This is a genomic window from Mycolicibacterium arseniciresistens, from assembly GCF_030519285.1.
In the GTDB taxonomy this organism is placed as follows: domain Bacteria; phylum Actinomycetota; class Actinomycetes; order Mycobacteriales; family Mycobacteriaceae; genus Mycobacterium; species Mycobacterium arseniciresistens.
In genome coordinates, this window is the sequence record NZ_JAUMSQ010000219.1 from 1 (window position 1) to 15760 (window position 15760).

Consider the following 15760-nt stretch of genomic DNA (forward strand, 5'->3'; position numbering starts at 1 on the left):
CCCGCCGCCGCTGCCGGCCGAGGCGGCCCCGGCGTCGTTCGGCGGCAACGTCGGGCCCGTCGGCAGCACCCAGGAACGCGAGCAACTGAGCCTGGTCACCGGACGGCCCGCCACGCCCGCCACCCAACTGCTGCTCGGGCCGATGGCCCGCGGCACCACCGTCTCGCTCGCACCGGAAGGGAGCCCCGGATGAAGTACCGCGGCGCACTGGTGGGGCTGTCACTGTTCATGGTCGTGGCCGTCACCCTGACCTGGCTGGTGTACGTCACGCTGCGGCGCGACGTCGCCGGCACCACCGCCCCGTATGCGGCGATGTTCTCCGACGTGTACGGCCTCCGGGTGGGCGACGACGTCCGGATGGCCGGAGTGCGGGTCGGCCGCGTCGAGAACATCGAACTGCAGGGCGACCGGGCCAAGGTGTCGTTCGTCGTGCAGACCGAACAGCAGGTGCTCGGCACCACCGTCGCCTCGGTGACGTACCAGAACATCGTCGGCCAGCGCTATCTCGGGTTGACACTCGGCACCCTCGGTGAACCCGGACCGCTTCCGCCGGGCAGTGTCATCCCCGTCGAGCGCACCGATCCGTCCTTCGACGTCGGCACACTGCTCAACGGTTACGAGCCGCTGTTCAGCGTGCTCAACCCGCGCGACGCGGACAACCTCACCAAGGGCGTGCTGCAGTCGCTGCAGGGTGACGAGTCCGCCATCACCACACTCGTCGACCAGACCTCACAGCTCACCGACGCCTTCGCCGGCCGGGATCAGGTGCTCGGCAACGTCATCGACAGCCTGGACCGGGTGTTCGGGACCCTGGCGGCTCAGAACGCCAACCTCGACCAGGTGCTGGCGCAAACGCAACGGGCGATCACCACCTTCGAGGACCGCAGGCCCGAACTCGTGGACTCCGTGGGATCGATCTCGCGTGTGACGCAGCAGCTCTCGACTGTCACCGACGAGGTGTACCCGGCGCTCAACGAACTCGTCCTTCGCGAACCGGGCTTCGCGCAGCACATGGTCGGCATCGAACCGCAACTCGCGTTCACCGGGGCCAACCTGCCGTTGCTGCTCAAGGGATTCGGCCGCATCACCAACGAGGGCGCCTTCGCGAACGCGTATGCGTGCGACCTGAACGCCACCGGATTCTTCCCGGGGCTCAACGACGTGGTGCCGATCATCGTCAACGCGGCCACCCCGGGTAACCGGGCGTGGCACACCCCGAGGTGCAGGAACATGGCCGATGGCTGAGACACGCAGGCGCCGAGCGCTGGAGGATTACAGCAAGCCGTGGCTGGGGGCCATCGCGATCGCGGTGATCGCGGTGCTCGTCGGCGCGATGCTGCTGGTGAAACTGTCTGGCGCCGGCTACCGCACCTACACCGCGCAGTTCCTGCAGGCCGCCGCGCTGCAGCCGGGTAACCCGATCACCATCGCCGGTATCCAGGTGGGCGAGGTGACCGACATGGAGCTGGTCGGCGACCGGGTCGAGGCACGCCTGCGGGTGCGCGACAACGTGGTGCTGGGGGAGGACACCAAGGCCGTCATCAAGATCACGACAATCCTCGGATCCCGTTATCTGGCACTGCAACCCGCCGGGCAGGGTGAACTGCCCGACCGCACCATCGACCTCCGGCACACCGAGGTGCCCTACGACCTGCAGGAGGCGCTGGCCGACGTCACCACCACCTACGAACAGGTCGACTCCGACCAGTTCGCCGAATCGCTCGGCGTGCTCGGCGCCGAATTGCACACCCTGCCACCGGTGGTACCGCAGGCCGTGCAGAACATCCACACCCTGTCCTCGATCGTCGCCGAACGTCGCGACCAGCTGGGGTCGCTGCTGAAGACCACCCAGACCGTCAGCAGCACACTGGAGCGGCAGCACGCCAACATCGCCAACATGGTCCGCCAGGGCCAGGAGCTGATCGGCGAGTTCGTGCTCCGGCGTGCCAGCTTCCACGCCATGATGCAGGCGCTCACCAACCTCGTCGAGACGCTCAGCGGCATCGTCATCGACGACCGGCCCGAGCTGGAGAACCTGCTGCGCAACGTGCGGGCGCTCTCCGACATGCTCGGCCAGCACGACGATCTGCTGCGCAGCACGCTGCAGGCGGGCCCGGTCGCGCTGAGGGGCCTGGCCAACGCCACCGGGACCGGCAACGCGGTCGACCTGAACGCCGCCAACGGCCTCGTCGTCGACTCGTGGATGTGCGCCATCAGCGGCCGGGCCAAGCAGTTCGGCATGATCGAGTACTTCAAGGACTGCAAATGAGCCGCAGGGCCAAACTGCTGAGCGTCGTCGTCACCGGTCTGGTGCTGGCACTGATCGTCGCCGCGGTCGGCGTCACCTATCTGAAGGACCACAGCGACGCGATCACCGTGACCGCCCAGTTCGACAGCGCGGCAGGGGTGTACGTCGGCAACTCGATCGCGGTACTCGGGATGCCGGTGGGCAAGGTCACCGAGATCACCCCCAAGGGCGGCTACGTCGAGGTGCGCTTCACGGTGGACGGTGACGTCAAGGTGCCCGCGGACGCGATGGCCGTCACCGTGTCCAACTCGATCCTCACCGACCGCCAGATCGAGCTCACTCCGCCCTACCGCGACGGCCCCACCCTGCAGGACCACGACACCATCGGCCTGAACCGGACCAAGACACCGGTCGAATTCGCGCGGGTGCTCGACGTCCTCGACAAGCTGTCCACCTCGCTGCGCGGCGACGGCCGCGGCGGCGGCCCGGTCGCCGACGTGGTGAACGCCAGCGCCGCGATCGCCGACGGCAACGGCCAGGACATGAAGACCGCGCTCGACGAACTGTCGAAGGCGTTGCGGCTCAGCGCCAGCGGCGGCGAGCAGACCCGCGACCAGCTCACCACCATCGTGCGCAACGTCAGCTCGCTGCTCGACGCCGCCGCACGCAACGACGCGACCCTGCGCGACTTCGGCAGCACCATCGGTCAGCTCAGCCAGATCCTCGCCGACGAGAACCTCGGCACCGGCACCACGGGCCGTCAGCTCAATGAGGTGCTCAAACAGGCCGGCGAGGTGCTCGACACCCACCGGGACGCGATCAAGCAGATCGTGCGCAACGGCGACACGACCGTGACCACCGCCGTCGAACACCAGCGTGACCTCGCCGAGTTCCTCGATGTGGCGCCGATGACGCTCGACAACCTCTACAACACCGTCGACCAGGTCAACGGGTCGGTCCGCGTCCGCGTGATGACCGACCGGGTGTTGTTCGAGAGCGCGGCGATCAAAGAGGTCTGCAACATGATGGGCCTGCGTCAACTCGGCTGCAGCACAGGAACGCTGCAGGACTTCGGACCCGACTTCGGGCTGACCTACGTCCTCGACGGACTGGCCGCGATGGGACAGAAGTGACCGCCGTCCGTCGCGGGTTCGTGGCGTCGCTGGCGCTGACGCTGTGCCTGAGCACCTCGGCGTGCGCGACCGAAGGACTGGCCAGCCTGCCGCTGCCCGCGCCGGGTGTGACCTCCGGCGGCTGGACGCTGACGGCGGTGTTCACCAACGCCCTCAACCTGCCGGCCAACGCCAAGGTCAAGCTGGCCGGCGCCGACGTCGGACAGCTCGAGTCGATGGTCGCGCGCAACTACACCGCCGTGGCCACCCTGCGCATCATGGACGGCGTGCGGCTGCCGGTCGGTAGTACCGCCGAACTGCGTTCCGCCACACCGCTGGGCGACGTGTTCGTCGCGGTGAAGCCGCCCGGCGGGACAGGCGCCGGCGTGTCGCTTCTGAAGAACGGCGACACCATCGGCCTCGACGCCACCACGGCGGCCGCCACCGTCGAATCGGTGCTGAGTTCGGCCGCGATACTCGTCAACGGCGGCGCGGTGCGAAACTTCACCAACATCATCAACGGCCTCGGCAAGGCCACCGGCGACCAGGGCCAGGCGTTCGGCGACCTGATCAACCGGACCAACGGCGTTCTCGCCAAGCTCAATTCACGATCCGACCAGCTCTCCACCGCGATGACCGATCTGTCGGCGCTGGCCGACCAGCTCGACGCGAAGAACCAGACGATCACCGACGTGATGGCGGCAGCAGGGCCGGCGACCGAAACGCTCGCCGCACACACCACCCAGGTGGCCGACCTGGTGGCACAGGTCGGTGACACCACAGAGCAGCTCAGGAAGTTCCCGTCGATCGCCGGCACCGACACCAGCGGGCGCAGTGTCATCGGCGACGCCAACACCATCGCCAAGGCGTGGAACGACGTTGTGCTGACACCGGACGCCACCCTGCACTCGCTGAACCGGCTCATGCCGCCGCTGGTGAAATCGACGTCGAGCAACGCGATCTCGACCCGCGTCAGCATCGACCGGCTGGTGCTGGGATCGATCCCGGACATCGGCTTCGAGGGCGACGTCGGCCTGCACGGCCCGAAGCGGTACAACTGGCATCAGCTCGTCGGGACGTTCCAATACACGCTGTGGCGGCTGCAGGAGCGCATCGTGGGCAAGGGCCCTGGGGTGCCGCAGATCCCGGTGATGCCCAGCCCGACCGAACCCGGCCAGATGGTGACGGTGCCGCCACCGCCGCCGCCCCCCGGACCGGAGCCGCCGCGATGATCGCCGCGATCGCCGACCGCGCCGTGCGGCTGGTCCGCGCCGGCCACCGCCGCCGGGCATGGCTGTCCGCCGCGGCGCTCACTCTCACCCTGGTCATCGCCGGCGGCTACCTGCTGATCGGTGCGTTGCGGATCGACCCGCTCGCCTCGACCTACCGGCTGACCATCGAACTGCCGGAATCCGGCGGACTGCTGCCCGACCAGGACGTCACCCTGCGCGGCGTGCCGATCGGCCGGGTGGAACGACTGGACATCACCCCGGCGGGAGTCAATGCCGTGGTGGCGGTGAAGTCGACGGTGGACATCCCCTCGTCGAGCGATGTGCGGGTGTCCGGGCTGTCGCCGGCGGGGGAGCAGTACATCGACTTCGCCGCCGACAGCGACAGCGGCCCGTACCTGCGCGACGGCGGTGTCATCGGCCACGCCACCGTTCCGGTCCCGCTCGCTCAACTGCTCGCCGACGCCGACGGCATGCTGGCACAGGTCGATCCGGGCAAGCTCGAGCTGATCCGCCGTGAGCTGAGCCTGAGCGACGAGGGCCCGCGCAAGCTCACCGACATCATCGACGGCGGCACGTTCCTACTGTCGACGCTCGACTCGGTGCTGCCCGAGACCACCAGCATGCTGCGCAGCAGCCGGGTGGTGCTGACGCTGGCGGCCGACAAGAACGCCGGAATCGCCGTCGCGAACCAGAACCTCGCCAGCACGCTCGCAGGCATCGACCGGATGCGGGAGGGCTACCGGCGGCTCACCGAACAGGCGCCGCCGGCGCTGGCCAGCGTCGACAACCTGTTCGCCGACAACTCCGACACCATGGTGCAGCTGCTGGGCAACCTGACCACCACGTCGCAGCTGCTGTATTTGCGGGTGCCCGCGCTCAACGCGCTGTTCCCCGCGCATCGCGGATCGGTGCTCGACGCACTCGGCAGCGTGATGCACGACAACGGCATCTGGGCCACCGGCGACGCCTACCCGCGCTACGCCTGCGACTACGGCACGCCGCGCCGGCCACCGTCGGCGGCCGACTATCCCGAGCCGTTCATGTACACCTACTGCCGCGACGACCATCCCGGCGTCCTCGTGCGGGGCGCCAAGAACGCGCCGCGCCCGGCGGGCGACGACACCGCGGGCCCGCCACCGGGCGCCGACCTCGGCAGAACCACTGACCCGACACCCAAGGGTCGCTTCACGATTCCCACCCCGTACGGCGGTCCCGTGCTGCCCATCGAGCCGCCCCGTTAAACCCGACGAGAAGGAGGTCGACGTGACCGTGACGACCGACAGTGAATCCGATACCGAAGCCGAAGCCGACGCCGACGCCGACACCGACGCCGAGCGTGCGGCGAGTCGTCGGGATCCGGACGATTCGTCGACAACATGCCCCACGGTCGACGAAGAAGTCGAGGCACCCGAACGGCATTGGCGCAAGAAGCTACTCGCCGGTGCGGCCGCGGCGGTCGTCGTCGCGTCGCTGGCCGGCTGCGGATACCTCGGCTGGACCGTGTGGCAGGACCGGGCGACGACCCGGGCGGGTGAGCAGGCCCGCGAGGCCGCCGTGGCGTACGCGCAGGTGCTCACCAGCATCGACGCGAACAAGGTGGACGAGAACTTCGACCAGGTGCTCGGCGGCGCCACCGGTGAGTTCAAGGACATGTACTCGCAGTCGAGCATGCAGCTGCGCCAACTGCTCATCGACAACAAGGCCACGGCGCACGGCGTCGTCCTGGAGTCGGCCGTCCAGTCACAGTCGAAGGACCGAGTGGTGGTGCTGCTCTTCGTCGACCAGTCGGTGACGAACACCAGCATGCCCGACCCGCGCATCGACCGGAGCCGCATCAAGATGACGATGGAGCATGTCGACGGCGCCTGGCGCACAGGCAAAGTCGAACTCCCCTGACGGCCGTGAGACTCGGCGCACTCATCGGGGCGGCCGTCGCGGCGACCGCGGTCGTGACGGCGCCGGGCGCCGCGGCGTCGGCCGCTTCGTTCTGCGGCGAACTCGGCGGCGCGTGGACCGGACAGTACTGCCAGACCTCGGTGCTCTCCGAACGCAAAGCGGTCCGCGACATCAAGGTCGCCATCCCGGAGGAACTGGTCACCGACCCCCTCGCGGGCCCCGTGATACGCGACTATCTGACCACCCTGGTGGACAACTGGCGGCGGGTCGGCGAGCACATGGCGGCCGACAGCTTCGGCGAGGGCAACTACCAGATCCTGCGCCGCGGCGACACGGTGTCGGCGGTGTTCCGCGAGACGTATCACGCCGACGGGCCCGACTTCAACAACGCCTACCGGACCTTCACCTTCGACACGGCAGGCGGCCGGCGACTGCAGCTGACGGATCTGGTGCGGCCGGGCGTCGACCCGCTCACCGCGATTCCGCCACTGGCGCAACCGTTCGTCGAACAGGCACTCGCGGTTGCCCCGCCACCACATCAAGCCGGCACGTACCCGTTCGTGGCCGACCGCTGGACGCCCGACAAGGTCTACTCGGGCGGATACAAGGCGTGGGCGCTGAGCGGCAGTGAACTGATCCTCTACATGCCCGATTACCCGGTCGCCCACGACACTCCGCTGAACTTCTCGCCCGGCCTGCCGCAGTGGGCGATGGACGGCGGCACGGTGCAGGCCCACATCCCGCTCGCCGCGCTGGCGCCGATCCTGCGTCCCGAATACGGCGGCGCCTGACCGGCACGGTGGGCTTGAGGGCACTATGGGAACGTGCCCGACCTGGCTGACGTCCTCGACCGCCTGCACGTCGTCGCGCTGCCGATGCGAGTGCGGTTCCGCGGCATCACGGTGCGGGAGGTGGCGCTGATCGACGGCCCCGCGGGGTGGGGTGAGTTCGGCGCCTTCCCGGAATACGAGCCGCCGGAGGCCGCCGCCTGGCTGTCCGCGGCGCTCGAGGCCGCCTACGGCGACCGGCCGGCGCTGCGGCGGTCGTCCATCCCGATCAACGCGACGGTGCCAGCGGTCGATGCGGCGCAGGTGCCCGAGGTGCTCGCCCGGTTCCCGGGTGCGCGCACCGCGAAGGTGAAAGTGGCCGAGCCAGGCCAGGTTCTGGCCGACGACGTGGCGCGGGTGAACGCGGTGCGGGCGTCGGTGCCCACGGTGCGCGTCGACGCCAACGGCGGATGGACGGTGGACGAAGCGGTGGCCGCCGCGGCGGCCCTCACCGCAGACGGGCCGCTGGAGTACCTCGAACAGCCCTGTGCCACAGTGCCCGAACTCGCCGAGCTACGGCGCCGTATCGACGTCGCGGTCGCGGCCGACGAGAGCATCCGCAAGGCCGACGACCCGCTGAGGGTGGTGCGCGCCGACGCCGCGGACATCGCCGTCGTCAAGGTCGCTCCGCTGGGCGGCGTGCGCCGGATGCTCGACATCGCCGGGCAACTCGGGATACCGGTCGTGGTGTCGAGCGCCCTAGACTCCGCGGTCGGCATCTCCCGCGGTCTGCTGGCCGCCGCGGCGTTGCCGACGCTCACACACGCCTGCGGGCTGGGAACCGGCGGCCTGTTCGTCGAAGACGTGGCCGAAGCACTGATCCCGGTCGACGGCCGGCTGCCTGCCCGTCCCGTCGATCCCGAGCCCGCGCGGTTGGCGGCGCTGGCCGCGTCGCCCGAGCGGCGGGACTGGTGGATCCGCCGGATCACCGAATGCCTACCGCTCACCCGCTGACGCCTCACCGCCCCGACGAGCAGGTACGGCAACGCGGCCCAGACGGGCCAAGCACCGGGATGATGTTAACGCTCGTTCGCCATCGCCGTGTCGGATCAGCCCCGGTAAAGTGTGATTCGCGCAGCACTAACCTGATGATTGTTCTGCCGGCGGCGACCGGCGGATAGGGTGCTTTCATGCCTCCCGCCGCCGGAGTCCGCGCGGACCGCCGCAAGCGACCCAAGGACCGGAAGCAGCAGATCGCCGGTGTGTCGGCGGAGGCCTTCAGTGAACTCGGCTACCACGGCGTCAGCATGGAGGACATCGCCGGCCGCGTCGGCGTCACCGCGGCCTCCCTCTACCGGCACTACTCCCGCAAGTACGACCTGTTCCGCGCGGCGGTCCTCGGTCTCGGCGAGCAACTCGACGAGTGCACCGCGTTCATCGACTCCGACACCACCGGGCCGCCGGAGCGCACATGGGACCGTGCGGTGGAGGCCCTGGTGGACACCACACTGAAGAACCGGACCAGCGGCGGCCTGTACCGCTGGGAGGGCCGCTACCTCGAACCGCACGACCAGTTGACGCTCAACAGCCAGATCAAGCTGGTGAACCGCCGGCTGCAGCAACCACTTTCGTCGCTGCGACCGGAACTGGACTCACGTCAGCGCTGGATACTGTCCTCCGCGGTGCTCAGCGTCATCGGCAGCATCACCGACCATCGCGCGCGACTGCCGAACGAACGCGTGCGCGCGACGCTGGCCGCGATCACCCGCGCGGTCCGCGACGCGGAATTGCCCGCCGAGGCACTGGTACCCGCGGCGGCACCGGCAAGGACGGTGGGCGCCGCCGCAGGCGAATACGAGCAGATCCTGCACGCGGCGATGCTGCTCTTCAACGACCGCGGCTACCGCGACACCGGCATGGACGACATCGCCGAGGCGACCGGGCTGGCGACGTCGGCCATCTACCGGTTCTTCACCGGCAAGAGCGCGATCCTGGCCGCGGCCTACCGCCGCGCGGCCGACCGGGTCTCCGGCGACGTGTCCGCCGTCCTCGCCGCGGCGGTCGACTGTCACGACGCGGTCGGCGGCCTGGTGGACGCCTACGTGCGCCGGTCGTTCGCCAGTCCCGAGGTGGCCTACGTCTACTACGCGGAGCGGGTGAACGTGCCTGCGCCCGACCGGGTGGCGCTGCACAACATGCAGCGCGCCACCGTGGAGGCCTGGGTCCGCCAGCTGGCCGCCGCACGGCCCGACCTCGCCGAGGGTGAGGCGCGGTTCGCGGTCCACGCGGCGTTCGCCCTGGTGGTGGATCTCGGCCGCCTCGTGCAGTATGTCGAGTCCGAGTCGTCCCAGGCGGTGGTGCGGGAACTGGTGCTCACCACCCTGCTCGGTCCCGCCGCCAGTCGCCGCTGATCCATCCGGAATGGTCATTCACCTGTAGAGTTCGGTGCATGGTCGGGTGGACTGGACATCTGTTGTCAGCAAGAAGTTCTGAGCGATATCGGTGCGGCGGTGGCGGGCACATAAGTGCAGAATCACCATGCACATCTCGGTGACGACGATCGGCATCGGCCAGTTGCGCAGCGACACCCGTTGCTACCTCGATCGCGCCGAGTCCGGCGAGGTGTTCGAGGTGCTCCGGCGGGGCAAGCCCGTCGCCCGACTGCGCAAGGTCGACCACTCGCAGCACGTGCACGGCAACAAGGTCTCGTTGGCAGACCTGCGCGCCTGCGCCGGCCGCCTACTCGGCCGGGTCGCGGCGGGCGAGACCATCACGATCGAGCACCACGGCCGTCCGGTCGCCGCCCTGCAACCGTGGGTGCTGTCGGAGCGCGTCGAGCCGAGCCGGATCCAAGCCGGGTACGGGCACACCGCCGTGTCCTGAAGTGTGGGATGCATGGCGTAGACGCCACGCGCCGGGTGCTCGACACTGAGGAGCATGCGGCGGTCGGTGGTGCTCCTCGGGTTTCCGGGCGTGCAGGCGCTCGACCTGGTGGGACCGTTCGAGGTGTTCACCGGCGCGACGCTGGCACTGGCTGCCGAAGGGCGGGACGAGGACGGCTACGACGTCGTGGTCGTCTCGGTGGATGGTGAACCGGTGACGACGGGCACCGGTCTAGCCTTCGCCGCACAACCGCTGCCCGACGCGCGCCGCCCCGTCGACACCGTGGTGCTGCCCGGCGGGTGGGGAACGACGTCGCTGAAGCGAGGCAGCGCCGCCGTCGCCTGGGTCCGCGCCTCGGCCGAACACGCCCGCCGCGTCGTCAGCGTCTGCACGGGCGCGTTCATCGCCGCGGAGGCGGGACTGCTCGACGGCTGCCCGGCCACCACTCATTGGGCGTTCGCGGCACAGCTGGCACGCGAATACCCCGCTGTCGCCGTCGATCCGGAGCCCATCTTCGTGCGCAGCTCCGAGCGGGTGTGGACGGCCGCGGGGGTGACGGCGGGGATCGACCTGGCGCTGTCGCTGGTCGAGGACGACTACGGCACCGACATCGCGCAGACGGTGGCCCGCTGGCTGGTGCTCTGCCTGCGCAGGCCCGGCGGGCAGACACAGTTCGCCGCGCCGGTGTGGATGCCGCGGGCCAGGCGGACGCCCATCCGCGAGGTGCAGGACGCCATCGACGCCGAACCCGGTGCCGCGCATCGCATCGCGGACCTGGCGCGGCGGGCGGCCATGAGTCCGCGGCACTTCACCCGGGTCTTCACCGACGAGGTCGGCGTGCCGCCAAGCACCTACGTCGAGCGGATCCGTACCGACGCGGCCCGCCGTCAACTCGAGGAGACCGACGACACCGTCACCGCCATCGCCGCCCGCTGTGGGTTCGGCACCGCGGAGACCATGCGCCGCAACTTCGTCCGGCGCCTCGGCGTCTCGCCCGACCACTACCGCAGAACATTCGCCTGAGAAGAGAAGGAATCACCATGCCGCAGATCGCGATCGTCGTCTATCCCGGTTTCACCGCACTGGACTTCATCGGACCCTACGAGGTGTTGCGCAGCCTGCCCGACGCCGAGGTGCGCTTCGTGTGGCACGAGCCCGGACCGATCACCGCCGACAGCGGCGTGCTCGTCGTGGGCGCCACTCACTCGTTCGACGAGACACCGTCGCCCGACATCCTGCTGGTGCCCGGTGGCATGACGTCGGTGGAGCACGCCCGCGACGAGAAGCTGCTGGACTGGATCCGCCACGCGCACGAGACGACGGCCTGGACCACGTCGGTGTGCTCGGGTTCGCTCATCCTTGCGGCAGCCGGTGTGCTGGAGGGCCTTCGGGCGACCTCGCACTGGATGATCGTGCCGATGCTCAAGACCTTCGGGGTGATCCCCGTCTCCGACGAGCGCGTCGTCCGCGAGGGCAAGGTGGTCACCGCCGCCGGCGTCTCTGCGGGCATCGACCTGGCGATGTGGCTGGCCGGTGAGATCGCCGGCGAGGCGCACGCCAAGGTCACCCAGCTGATCATCGAGTACGACCCCCAGCCGCCGTTCGACAGCGGTCACATGTCCAAGGCGTCGGCGTCGACCAAGGCCGCCGCGGCGGCGGAACTGGCCAAGGACACCGTGTTCACCCACCGCCAGCTCGGCCAGTCGACGATGTTGCTGTGGGACCGCGCGCTGGCCGCAGTCCGGTCTCGCCGCTCCAAGTCGGCGACTTCGGCGCGGTGACCGCCGCGGAGCGAACGAAACCGCGCCGAAATCACCGCCGCGCGCGCACCCGCGCAGGGATCGGGCCGTCGGCCACGGTGGTGAACGGCACGGCGAGTGGGAAATCGTCGCCGGTGGAGGTGATCTCGACGTCCCGCAGCACCGTCGCGACCGCGAGGACCAATTCGAGCATCGCGAAGTGGTCGCCGATGCAGGTGCGCGTCCCGCCGCCGAACGGGATGTACTGCCAGCGGTCGAGGCGCCCGAAGTTCTGCGCGCTGAACCGCTCCGGGTCGAATCGCAGCGGGTCGTCCCACAGATCCGGGTCGCGCTGCATGCCGTAGATCCCCACCAGCACCATGCTGCCCGCCTCGACCCGGCAGCCCGCGACCTCGATGTCGCGCATGGCCGTCCGGCCGGCCACCGACACCGGCGGGCACAGCCGCAGCGCCTCGTGCACCACCTGTGTGGTGTAGGGCAGCCGGCCGACGTCGTCGGCGGTCAGGGTGCGGTCACCGAGTGCGGCGGCCTCGGCGGCCACCCGGTCGGCGATGTCGCGGTGGTGGCCCAGCGCCCACAGCGCGTAGGCGATGGTGGTGGCCGTGGTGTCGTGGCCCGCGACGATGAACGCGATCAGGTCGTTGCAGATGTCGTCGTCGGACAGCGTCTTCCCGGTCTCCGGGTCGGTCGCGCCGATCAGCGCGTGCACCAGCGGCGCGTCGATGTCCGGGTCGGCGCGGCACGCCGCGAGGATGTCCTGGGCGAGGCGGTGCATCGAGCTGTAGGCGGCGACGGCGCGCCGCCGCGACGGAAGCGGCAGCCAGCGTGGCGGATTGATCGGCCGCATCCCCCGGTCGGCGATGTGCGACAGCGCGATGTTGAGCGGCTCGGCCAACGCGTAGGAACGCTCGTCGAGGTCGATGCCGAGCACAGAGCGGCCCAGCGCCCGCATGGTGAGCCGGCGGCTGTCGGCGTCCAGGTCGACCTCCGCCCCGTCGCCGGAACCCGCGGCGGCGAGCCAGCCGTCGGCCACCATCGCGGCGGCCTGAGACATGTGGTCGCCGAAGCGGCGCACGTACTGCTTGGTGAACAGCGGTTGCAGCGTGCGCTTGCGGGGCAGCCACGGCTCGTTGGGCAGATCGGCGAGGTTGTCGCCCATCAGCATTCGCATCTCGTGGTGCACGGCCGTCCGGTCACACGCACCGTCCTTGCGGCTCAGCACGTCCCGCGCACCGGCGGGCGACATCACCCAGACGATCGGCGGCGCGAACCACTTCGGCCCAAGTGTCACCCGGGTGACCTGACCGCCCGCCTCGCGGAACGTCACCTGACACGTATGGGTCTTGCGCACCTCGTCGAGGCGCTGTTTCAGCGGCAGTGGATTCGCCGGCACCAACGGCAGCGCGGCGACGTCGTTCTCCTCGGTGGTGACCATTTCCCCTCCGGCCCTTGGCGCAACGCCTCGAAGCGTAGTTCGGTGCGGCCGTTCCTCGCCTACGATGCCCTGCGTGGGTATCCCCGAGGTCGATCCGACGGCAGGTTCGCCGATGCTGCGTATCGGTTCGCGGCTGACCAGTCCCAAGCCCGTGCGCTGGGCACTCAAGCACGTCGCGCACCGCATCGACCGGCCGCTGCTCCGGCTGTCCAACGGGCGGCTGTCCTCGGCGATGGTGACGCCCGAGGTGCTGCTGATCCACACCGGCGCCAGGACGGGCAAGCGGCGGACCACGCCGCTGACCTATTTCACCGACGGCGGCCGGGTCATCGTGATCGCGTCGAATTACGGCGGCTCCCGGCACCCGGCCTGGTACTTCAACATCACGGCGAACCCGCGGGTGACGCTGTCGGCCGGCGGCCACACCGGCGACTACGTCGCCGAGGAGGTCACCGGTGAGGAGCGCGCCCGGCTGTGGCGGCTGGCATGCGAGTTCATCCCGAGTTACGCCGGCTACGAGCAGCTCGCAGGCGACCGGACCATCCCGGTGATCGCCTTCACCCCCGCCCCCTAGCGACTTGTGGAGTCTCGGCCGCGCACACCGCGGCTGATGTTCCACAACTCGCCAGGCGGTAGCGTCGTCGGCGTGAATCTGGCTTACGACGATCGTGGCAAGGGACAGCCGGTGCTGTTCATCGCCGGTCACGGCGGCGCCGGACGGACCTGGCATCTGCACCAGGTGCCGGCATTCGCCCGGGCCGGCTACCGGACCATCACCTTCGACAACCGCGGCATCGGCGCGACCTCGAACGCCGAGGGGTTCGGCACCGAGCAGATGGTCGCCGACACCGCGGCCCTGATCGAGAAGCTCGACCTGGCGCCGGTACGCCTGGTCGGTGTGTCGATGGGGTCCTACATCGCCCAGGAGCTGATGCTGGCGCGCCCGGAGCTGGTCGACAGCGCGGTGCTGATGGCCACCCGCGGTCGCCACGATAAGGCGCGTGAGCTGTTCCGCCGGGCCGAGCTCGATCTCGAGTCCTCGGGCATCGAGCTGCCCGCCGCCTACGACGCCAAGATCCGGCTGATCGAGAACTTCTCCCCGAAGACGCTGAACAACGACCGGGTGGTGCAGGACTGGTTCGAGATGTTCACCATGTGGCCGAACAAGTCGACGCCCGGGACGCGCAGCCAGTTCAACGCCTCCCCGACGACGAACCGGTTGCCGGCCTACGGCGCGATCCGGCAGCGCACTCTGGTGATCGGCTTCGCCGACGATGTCCTGCTGCCCGCCCACCTCAGCCGCGAGGTCGCCGACGCGCTGCCCAACGGCCGCTACCTGGAGATTCCGGACACGGGCCACCTCGGCTTCCTCGAGCAGCCCGACGCCGTCAACAAAGCGGCGCTCGATTTCTTCGCCGATAAGCTGTAGCGATGAACCCCTCGACGACGCAGGCCCGTGTCGTCGTCGACGAACTGATTCGCGGCGGCGTCCGTGACGTCGTGCTGTGCCCGGGGTCGCGCAACGCGCCGCTGGCCTTCGCGCTGAACGACGCCGACCGCGCGGGCCGGCTGCGTCTGCACGTGCGGATCGACGAACGCACCGCCGGCTTCCTGGCGATCGGCCTCGCCGTCGCCGAGCGCGCGCCGGTGTGCGTGGCGATGACGTCGGGCACCGCTGTCGCCAACCTCGGACCCGCGGTCGTCGAGGCGAACTACGCCCGGGTGCCGCTGATCGTGCTGAGCGCCAACCGGCCCTACGAGCTGCTGGGCACCGGCGCCAACCAGACCTTCGAGCAGCTCGGCTACTTCGGTACGCAGGTGCGGGCGATGATCAGCCTCGGCCTCGCCGAGGACAACCCGGAACGGATGGACTCGCTCAACGCCCAGTGGCGGTCCGCGACGTGCCGCGTGCTGGTGGCGGCCACCGGCGCGCGAAGCGCCAACGCCGGTCCGGTGCAGTTCGACATCCCGCTGCGTGAGCCGCTGGTGCCCGACGCCCACGATGGAAGCCCGGTCCCGCCCGGCCGCCCGGACGGCAGGCCGTGGACACACACGCCGCCGGTGTCGTTCGACCAGCCGGTCGACATCGACCTGACCCCCGACACCGTCGTCATAGCCGGCCACGGCGCCGGTGTGCAGGAGAACCTCGCCGGCCTGCCGACGGTCGCCGAACCCACTGCTCCGCCTGCGGCCAACCCGCTGCACCCGCTTGCCCTGCGGGTGCTGCGGCCCAAGCAGGTGATCATGCTCGGCCGGCCGACGCTGCACCGGCCGGTGTCGGCGCTGCTGGCCGACCCGTCGGTGCCGGTGTACGCGCTGACCACCGGACCGCGCTGGCCCGACGTCTCCGGCAACTCCCAGGCCACCGGCACCCGGGCCATCATCTCCGGCGCCTCTGACCCGGCCTGGCTGCGGCGGTGCGCCGAC

The 15760-nt window shown here is 69.9% G+C and carries 16 protein-coding genes and 1 pseudogene; 16 read left to right on the plus strand and 1 reads right to left on the minus strand.

Features of this window, described 5'->3' with window-relative positions; translation table 11 throughout:
• The 13 genes and pseudogenes from Q2100_RS22505 to Q2100_RS22565 form a co-directional block, all read left to right on the plus strand.
• A pseudogene (locus tag Q2100_RS22505) lies at nucleotides 1-193 on the plus strand (mammalian cell entry protein); the annotation flags it as partial.
• A complete protein-coding gene (locus Q2100_RS22510; RefSeq protein ID WP_302915839.1) occupies nucleotides 190-1245 on the plus strand; it encodes an MCE family protein in 1056 nt (351 codons plus the stop codon). The pseudogene Q2100_RS22505 and the gene Q2100_RS22510, both read left to right, overlap by 4 nt.
• A complete protein-coding gene (locus Q2100_RS22515) occupies nucleotides 1238-2269 on the plus strand; it encodes an MlaD family protein (protein WP_302915840.1) in 1032 nt (343 codons plus the stop codon). The genes Q2100_RS22510 and Q2100_RS22515 overlap by 8 nt, the downstream gene beginning before the upstream one ends.
• Nucleotides 2266-3381 carry an MlaD family protein gene (locus tag Q2100_RS22520; RefSeq protein WP_302915841.1) on the plus strand — a complete coding sequence of 372 codons (1116 nt, stop codon included), beginning with the start codon at nucleotides 2266-2268 and terminating at the stop codon, nucleotides 3379-3381. The genes Q2100_RS22515 and Q2100_RS22520 overlap by 4 nt, the downstream gene beginning before the upstream one ends.
• Nucleotides 3378-4592: an MlaD family protein gene (locus tag Q2100_RS22525; protein ID WP_302915842.1), complete on the plus strand. Its 1215-nt coding sequence runs from the start codon at nucleotides 3378-3380 to the stop codon at nucleotides 4590-4592. The genes Q2100_RS22520 and Q2100_RS22525 overlap by 4 nt, the downstream gene beginning before the upstream one ends.
• On the plus strand, nucleotides 4589-5833 hold the full coding sequence (locus tag Q2100_RS22530; protein WP_302915843.1) for an MlaD family protein: 1245 nt from the start codon (nucleotides 4589-4591) through the stop codon (nucleotides 5831-5833). Before Q2100_RS22525 ends, Q2100_RS22530 begins: the two co-directional genes overlap by 4 nt.
• A 22-nt stretch (nucleotides 5834-5855) precedes the next feature.
• Nucleotides 5856-6488, plus strand: a complete 633-nt coding sequence (locus Q2100_RS22535) for an Rv1363c family protein (RefSeq protein ID WP_302915844.1) — start codon at nucleotides 5856-5858, stop codon at nucleotides 6486-6488.
• A 5-nt stretch (nucleotides 6489-6493) separates the two neighbouring features.
• Complete coding sequence (locus Q2100_RS22540) at nucleotides 6494-7279, plus strand: mannan-binding protein (RefSeq protein WP_302915845.1); 786 nt, start codon at nucleotides 6494-6496, stop codon at nucleotides 7277-7279.
• Nucleotides 7280-7312: 33 nt separating this feature from the next.
• Nucleotides 7313-8269 (plus strand): o-succinylbenzoate synthase, encoded by a 957-nt coding sequence (locus Q2100_RS22545; protein WP_302915846.1) that lies wholly within the window; start codon nucleotides 7313-7315, stop codon nucleotides 8267-8269.
• Nucleotides 8270-8445: 176 nt separating this feature from the next.
• Nucleotides 8446-9666, plus strand: a complete 1221-nt coding sequence (locus Q2100_RS22550; protein ID WP_302915847.1) for a TetR/AcrR family transcriptional regulator — start codon at nucleotides 8446-8448, stop codon at nucleotides 9664-9666.
• A gap of 127 nt (nucleotides 9667-9793) precedes the next feature.
• On the plus strand, nucleotides 9794-10138 hold the full coding sequence (locus tag Q2100_RS22555; RefSeq protein ID WP_302915848.1) for a type II toxin-antitoxin system Phd/YefM family antitoxin: 345 nt from the start codon (nucleotides 9794-9796) through the stop codon (nucleotides 10136-10138).
• 54 nt (nucleotides 10139-10192) lie between these two features.
• Nucleotides 10193-11161, plus strand: coding sequence for a GlxA family transcriptional regulator (locus Q2100_RS22560; RefSeq protein WP_302915849.1), 969 nt, complete (start codon nucleotides 10193-10195; stop codon nucleotides 11159-11161).
• A 17-nt stretch (nucleotides 11162-11178) separates the two neighbouring features.
• Nucleotides 11179-11919, plus strand: coding sequence for a DJ-1/PfpI family protein (locus Q2100_RS22565; protein WP_302915850.1), 741 nt, complete (start codon nucleotides 11179-11181; stop codon nucleotides 11917-11919).
• Nucleotides 11920-11950: 31 nt separating this feature from the next.
• Here Q2100_RS22565 and Q2100_RS22570 read toward each other — a convergent pair whose 3' ends face one another.
• Nucleotides 11951-13333 (minus strand): cytochrome P450, encoded by a 1383-nt coding sequence (locus Q2100_RS22570; RefSeq protein WP_302915851.1) that lies wholly within the window; start codon nucleotides 13331-13333, stop codon nucleotides 11951-11953.
• Nucleotides 13334-13406: 73 nt separating this feature from the next.
• Between Q2100_RS22570 and Q2100_RS22575 the strand changes: the two genes are divergently transcribed.
• The 3 genes from Q2100_RS22575 to menD form a co-directional block, all read left to right on the plus strand.
• A complete protein-coding gene (locus Q2100_RS22575; RefSeq protein ID WP_302915852.1) occupies nucleotides 13407-13907 on the plus strand; it encodes a nitroreductase/quinone reductase family protein in 501 nt (166 codons plus the stop codon).
• A 72-nt stretch (nucleotides 13908-13979) separates the two neighbouring features.
• The gene (locus Q2100_RS22580) at nucleotides 13980-14762 is read left to right on the plus strand and encodes an alpha/beta fold hydrolase (protein ID WP_302915853.1); all 783 of its coding nucleotides are present in this window, start codon (nucleotides 13980-13982) and stop codon (nucleotides 14760-14762) included.
• Nucleotides 14763-14764: 2 nt separating this feature from the next.
• On the plus strand, nucleotides 14765-15760 hold a 996-nt coding region (gene menD / locus Q2100_RS22585; protein ID WP_302915854.1), incomplete at its 3' end, for a 2-succinyl-5-enolpyruvyl-6-hydroxy-3-cyclohexene-1-carboxylic-acid synthase.

What these genes read in the sequence shown, in the direction of transcription:
- Q2100_RS22515 (WP_302915840.1), top strand. Translation starts at nt 1,238, where the DNA reads ATGGCTGAGACACGCAGGCGCCGAGCGCTGGAGGATTACAGCAAGCCG.
- Q2100_RS22555 (WP_302915848.1), top strand. Translation starts at nt 9,794, where the DNA reads ATGCACATCTCGGTGACGACGATCGGCATCGGCCAGTTGCGCAGCGAC.
- Q2100_RS22510 (WP_302915839.1), top strand. Translation starts at nt 190, where the DNA reads ATGAAGTACCGCGGCGCACTGGTGGGGCTGTCACTGTTCATGGTCGTG.
- Q2100_RS22565 (WP_302915850.1), top strand. Translation starts at nt 11,179, where the DNA reads ATGCCGCAGATCGCGATCGTCGTCTATCCCGGTTTCACCGCACTGGAC.
- Q2100_RS22530 (WP_302915843.1), top strand. Translation starts at nt 4,589, where the DNA reads ATGATCGCCGCGATCGCCGACCGCGCCGTGCGGCTGGTCCGCGCCGGC.
- Q2100_RS22520 (WP_302915841.1), top strand. Translation starts at nt 2,266, where the DNA reads ATGAGCCGCAGGGCCAAACTGCTGAGCGTCGTCGTCACCGGTCTGGTG.
- Q2100_RS22550 (WP_302915847.1), top strand. Translation starts at nt 8,446, where the DNA reads ATGCCTCCCGCCGCCGGAGTCCGCGCGGACCGCCGCAAGCGACCCAAG.
- Q2100_RS22570 (WP_302915851.1), bottom strand. Translation starts at nt 13,333, where the DNA reads ATGGTCACCACCGAGGAGAACGACGTCGCCGCGCTGCCGTTGGTGCCG.
- Q2100_RS22560 (WP_302915849.1), top strand. Translation starts at nt 10,193, where the DNA reads ATGCGGCGGTCGGTGGTGCTCCTCGGGTTTCCGGGCGTGCAGGCGCTC.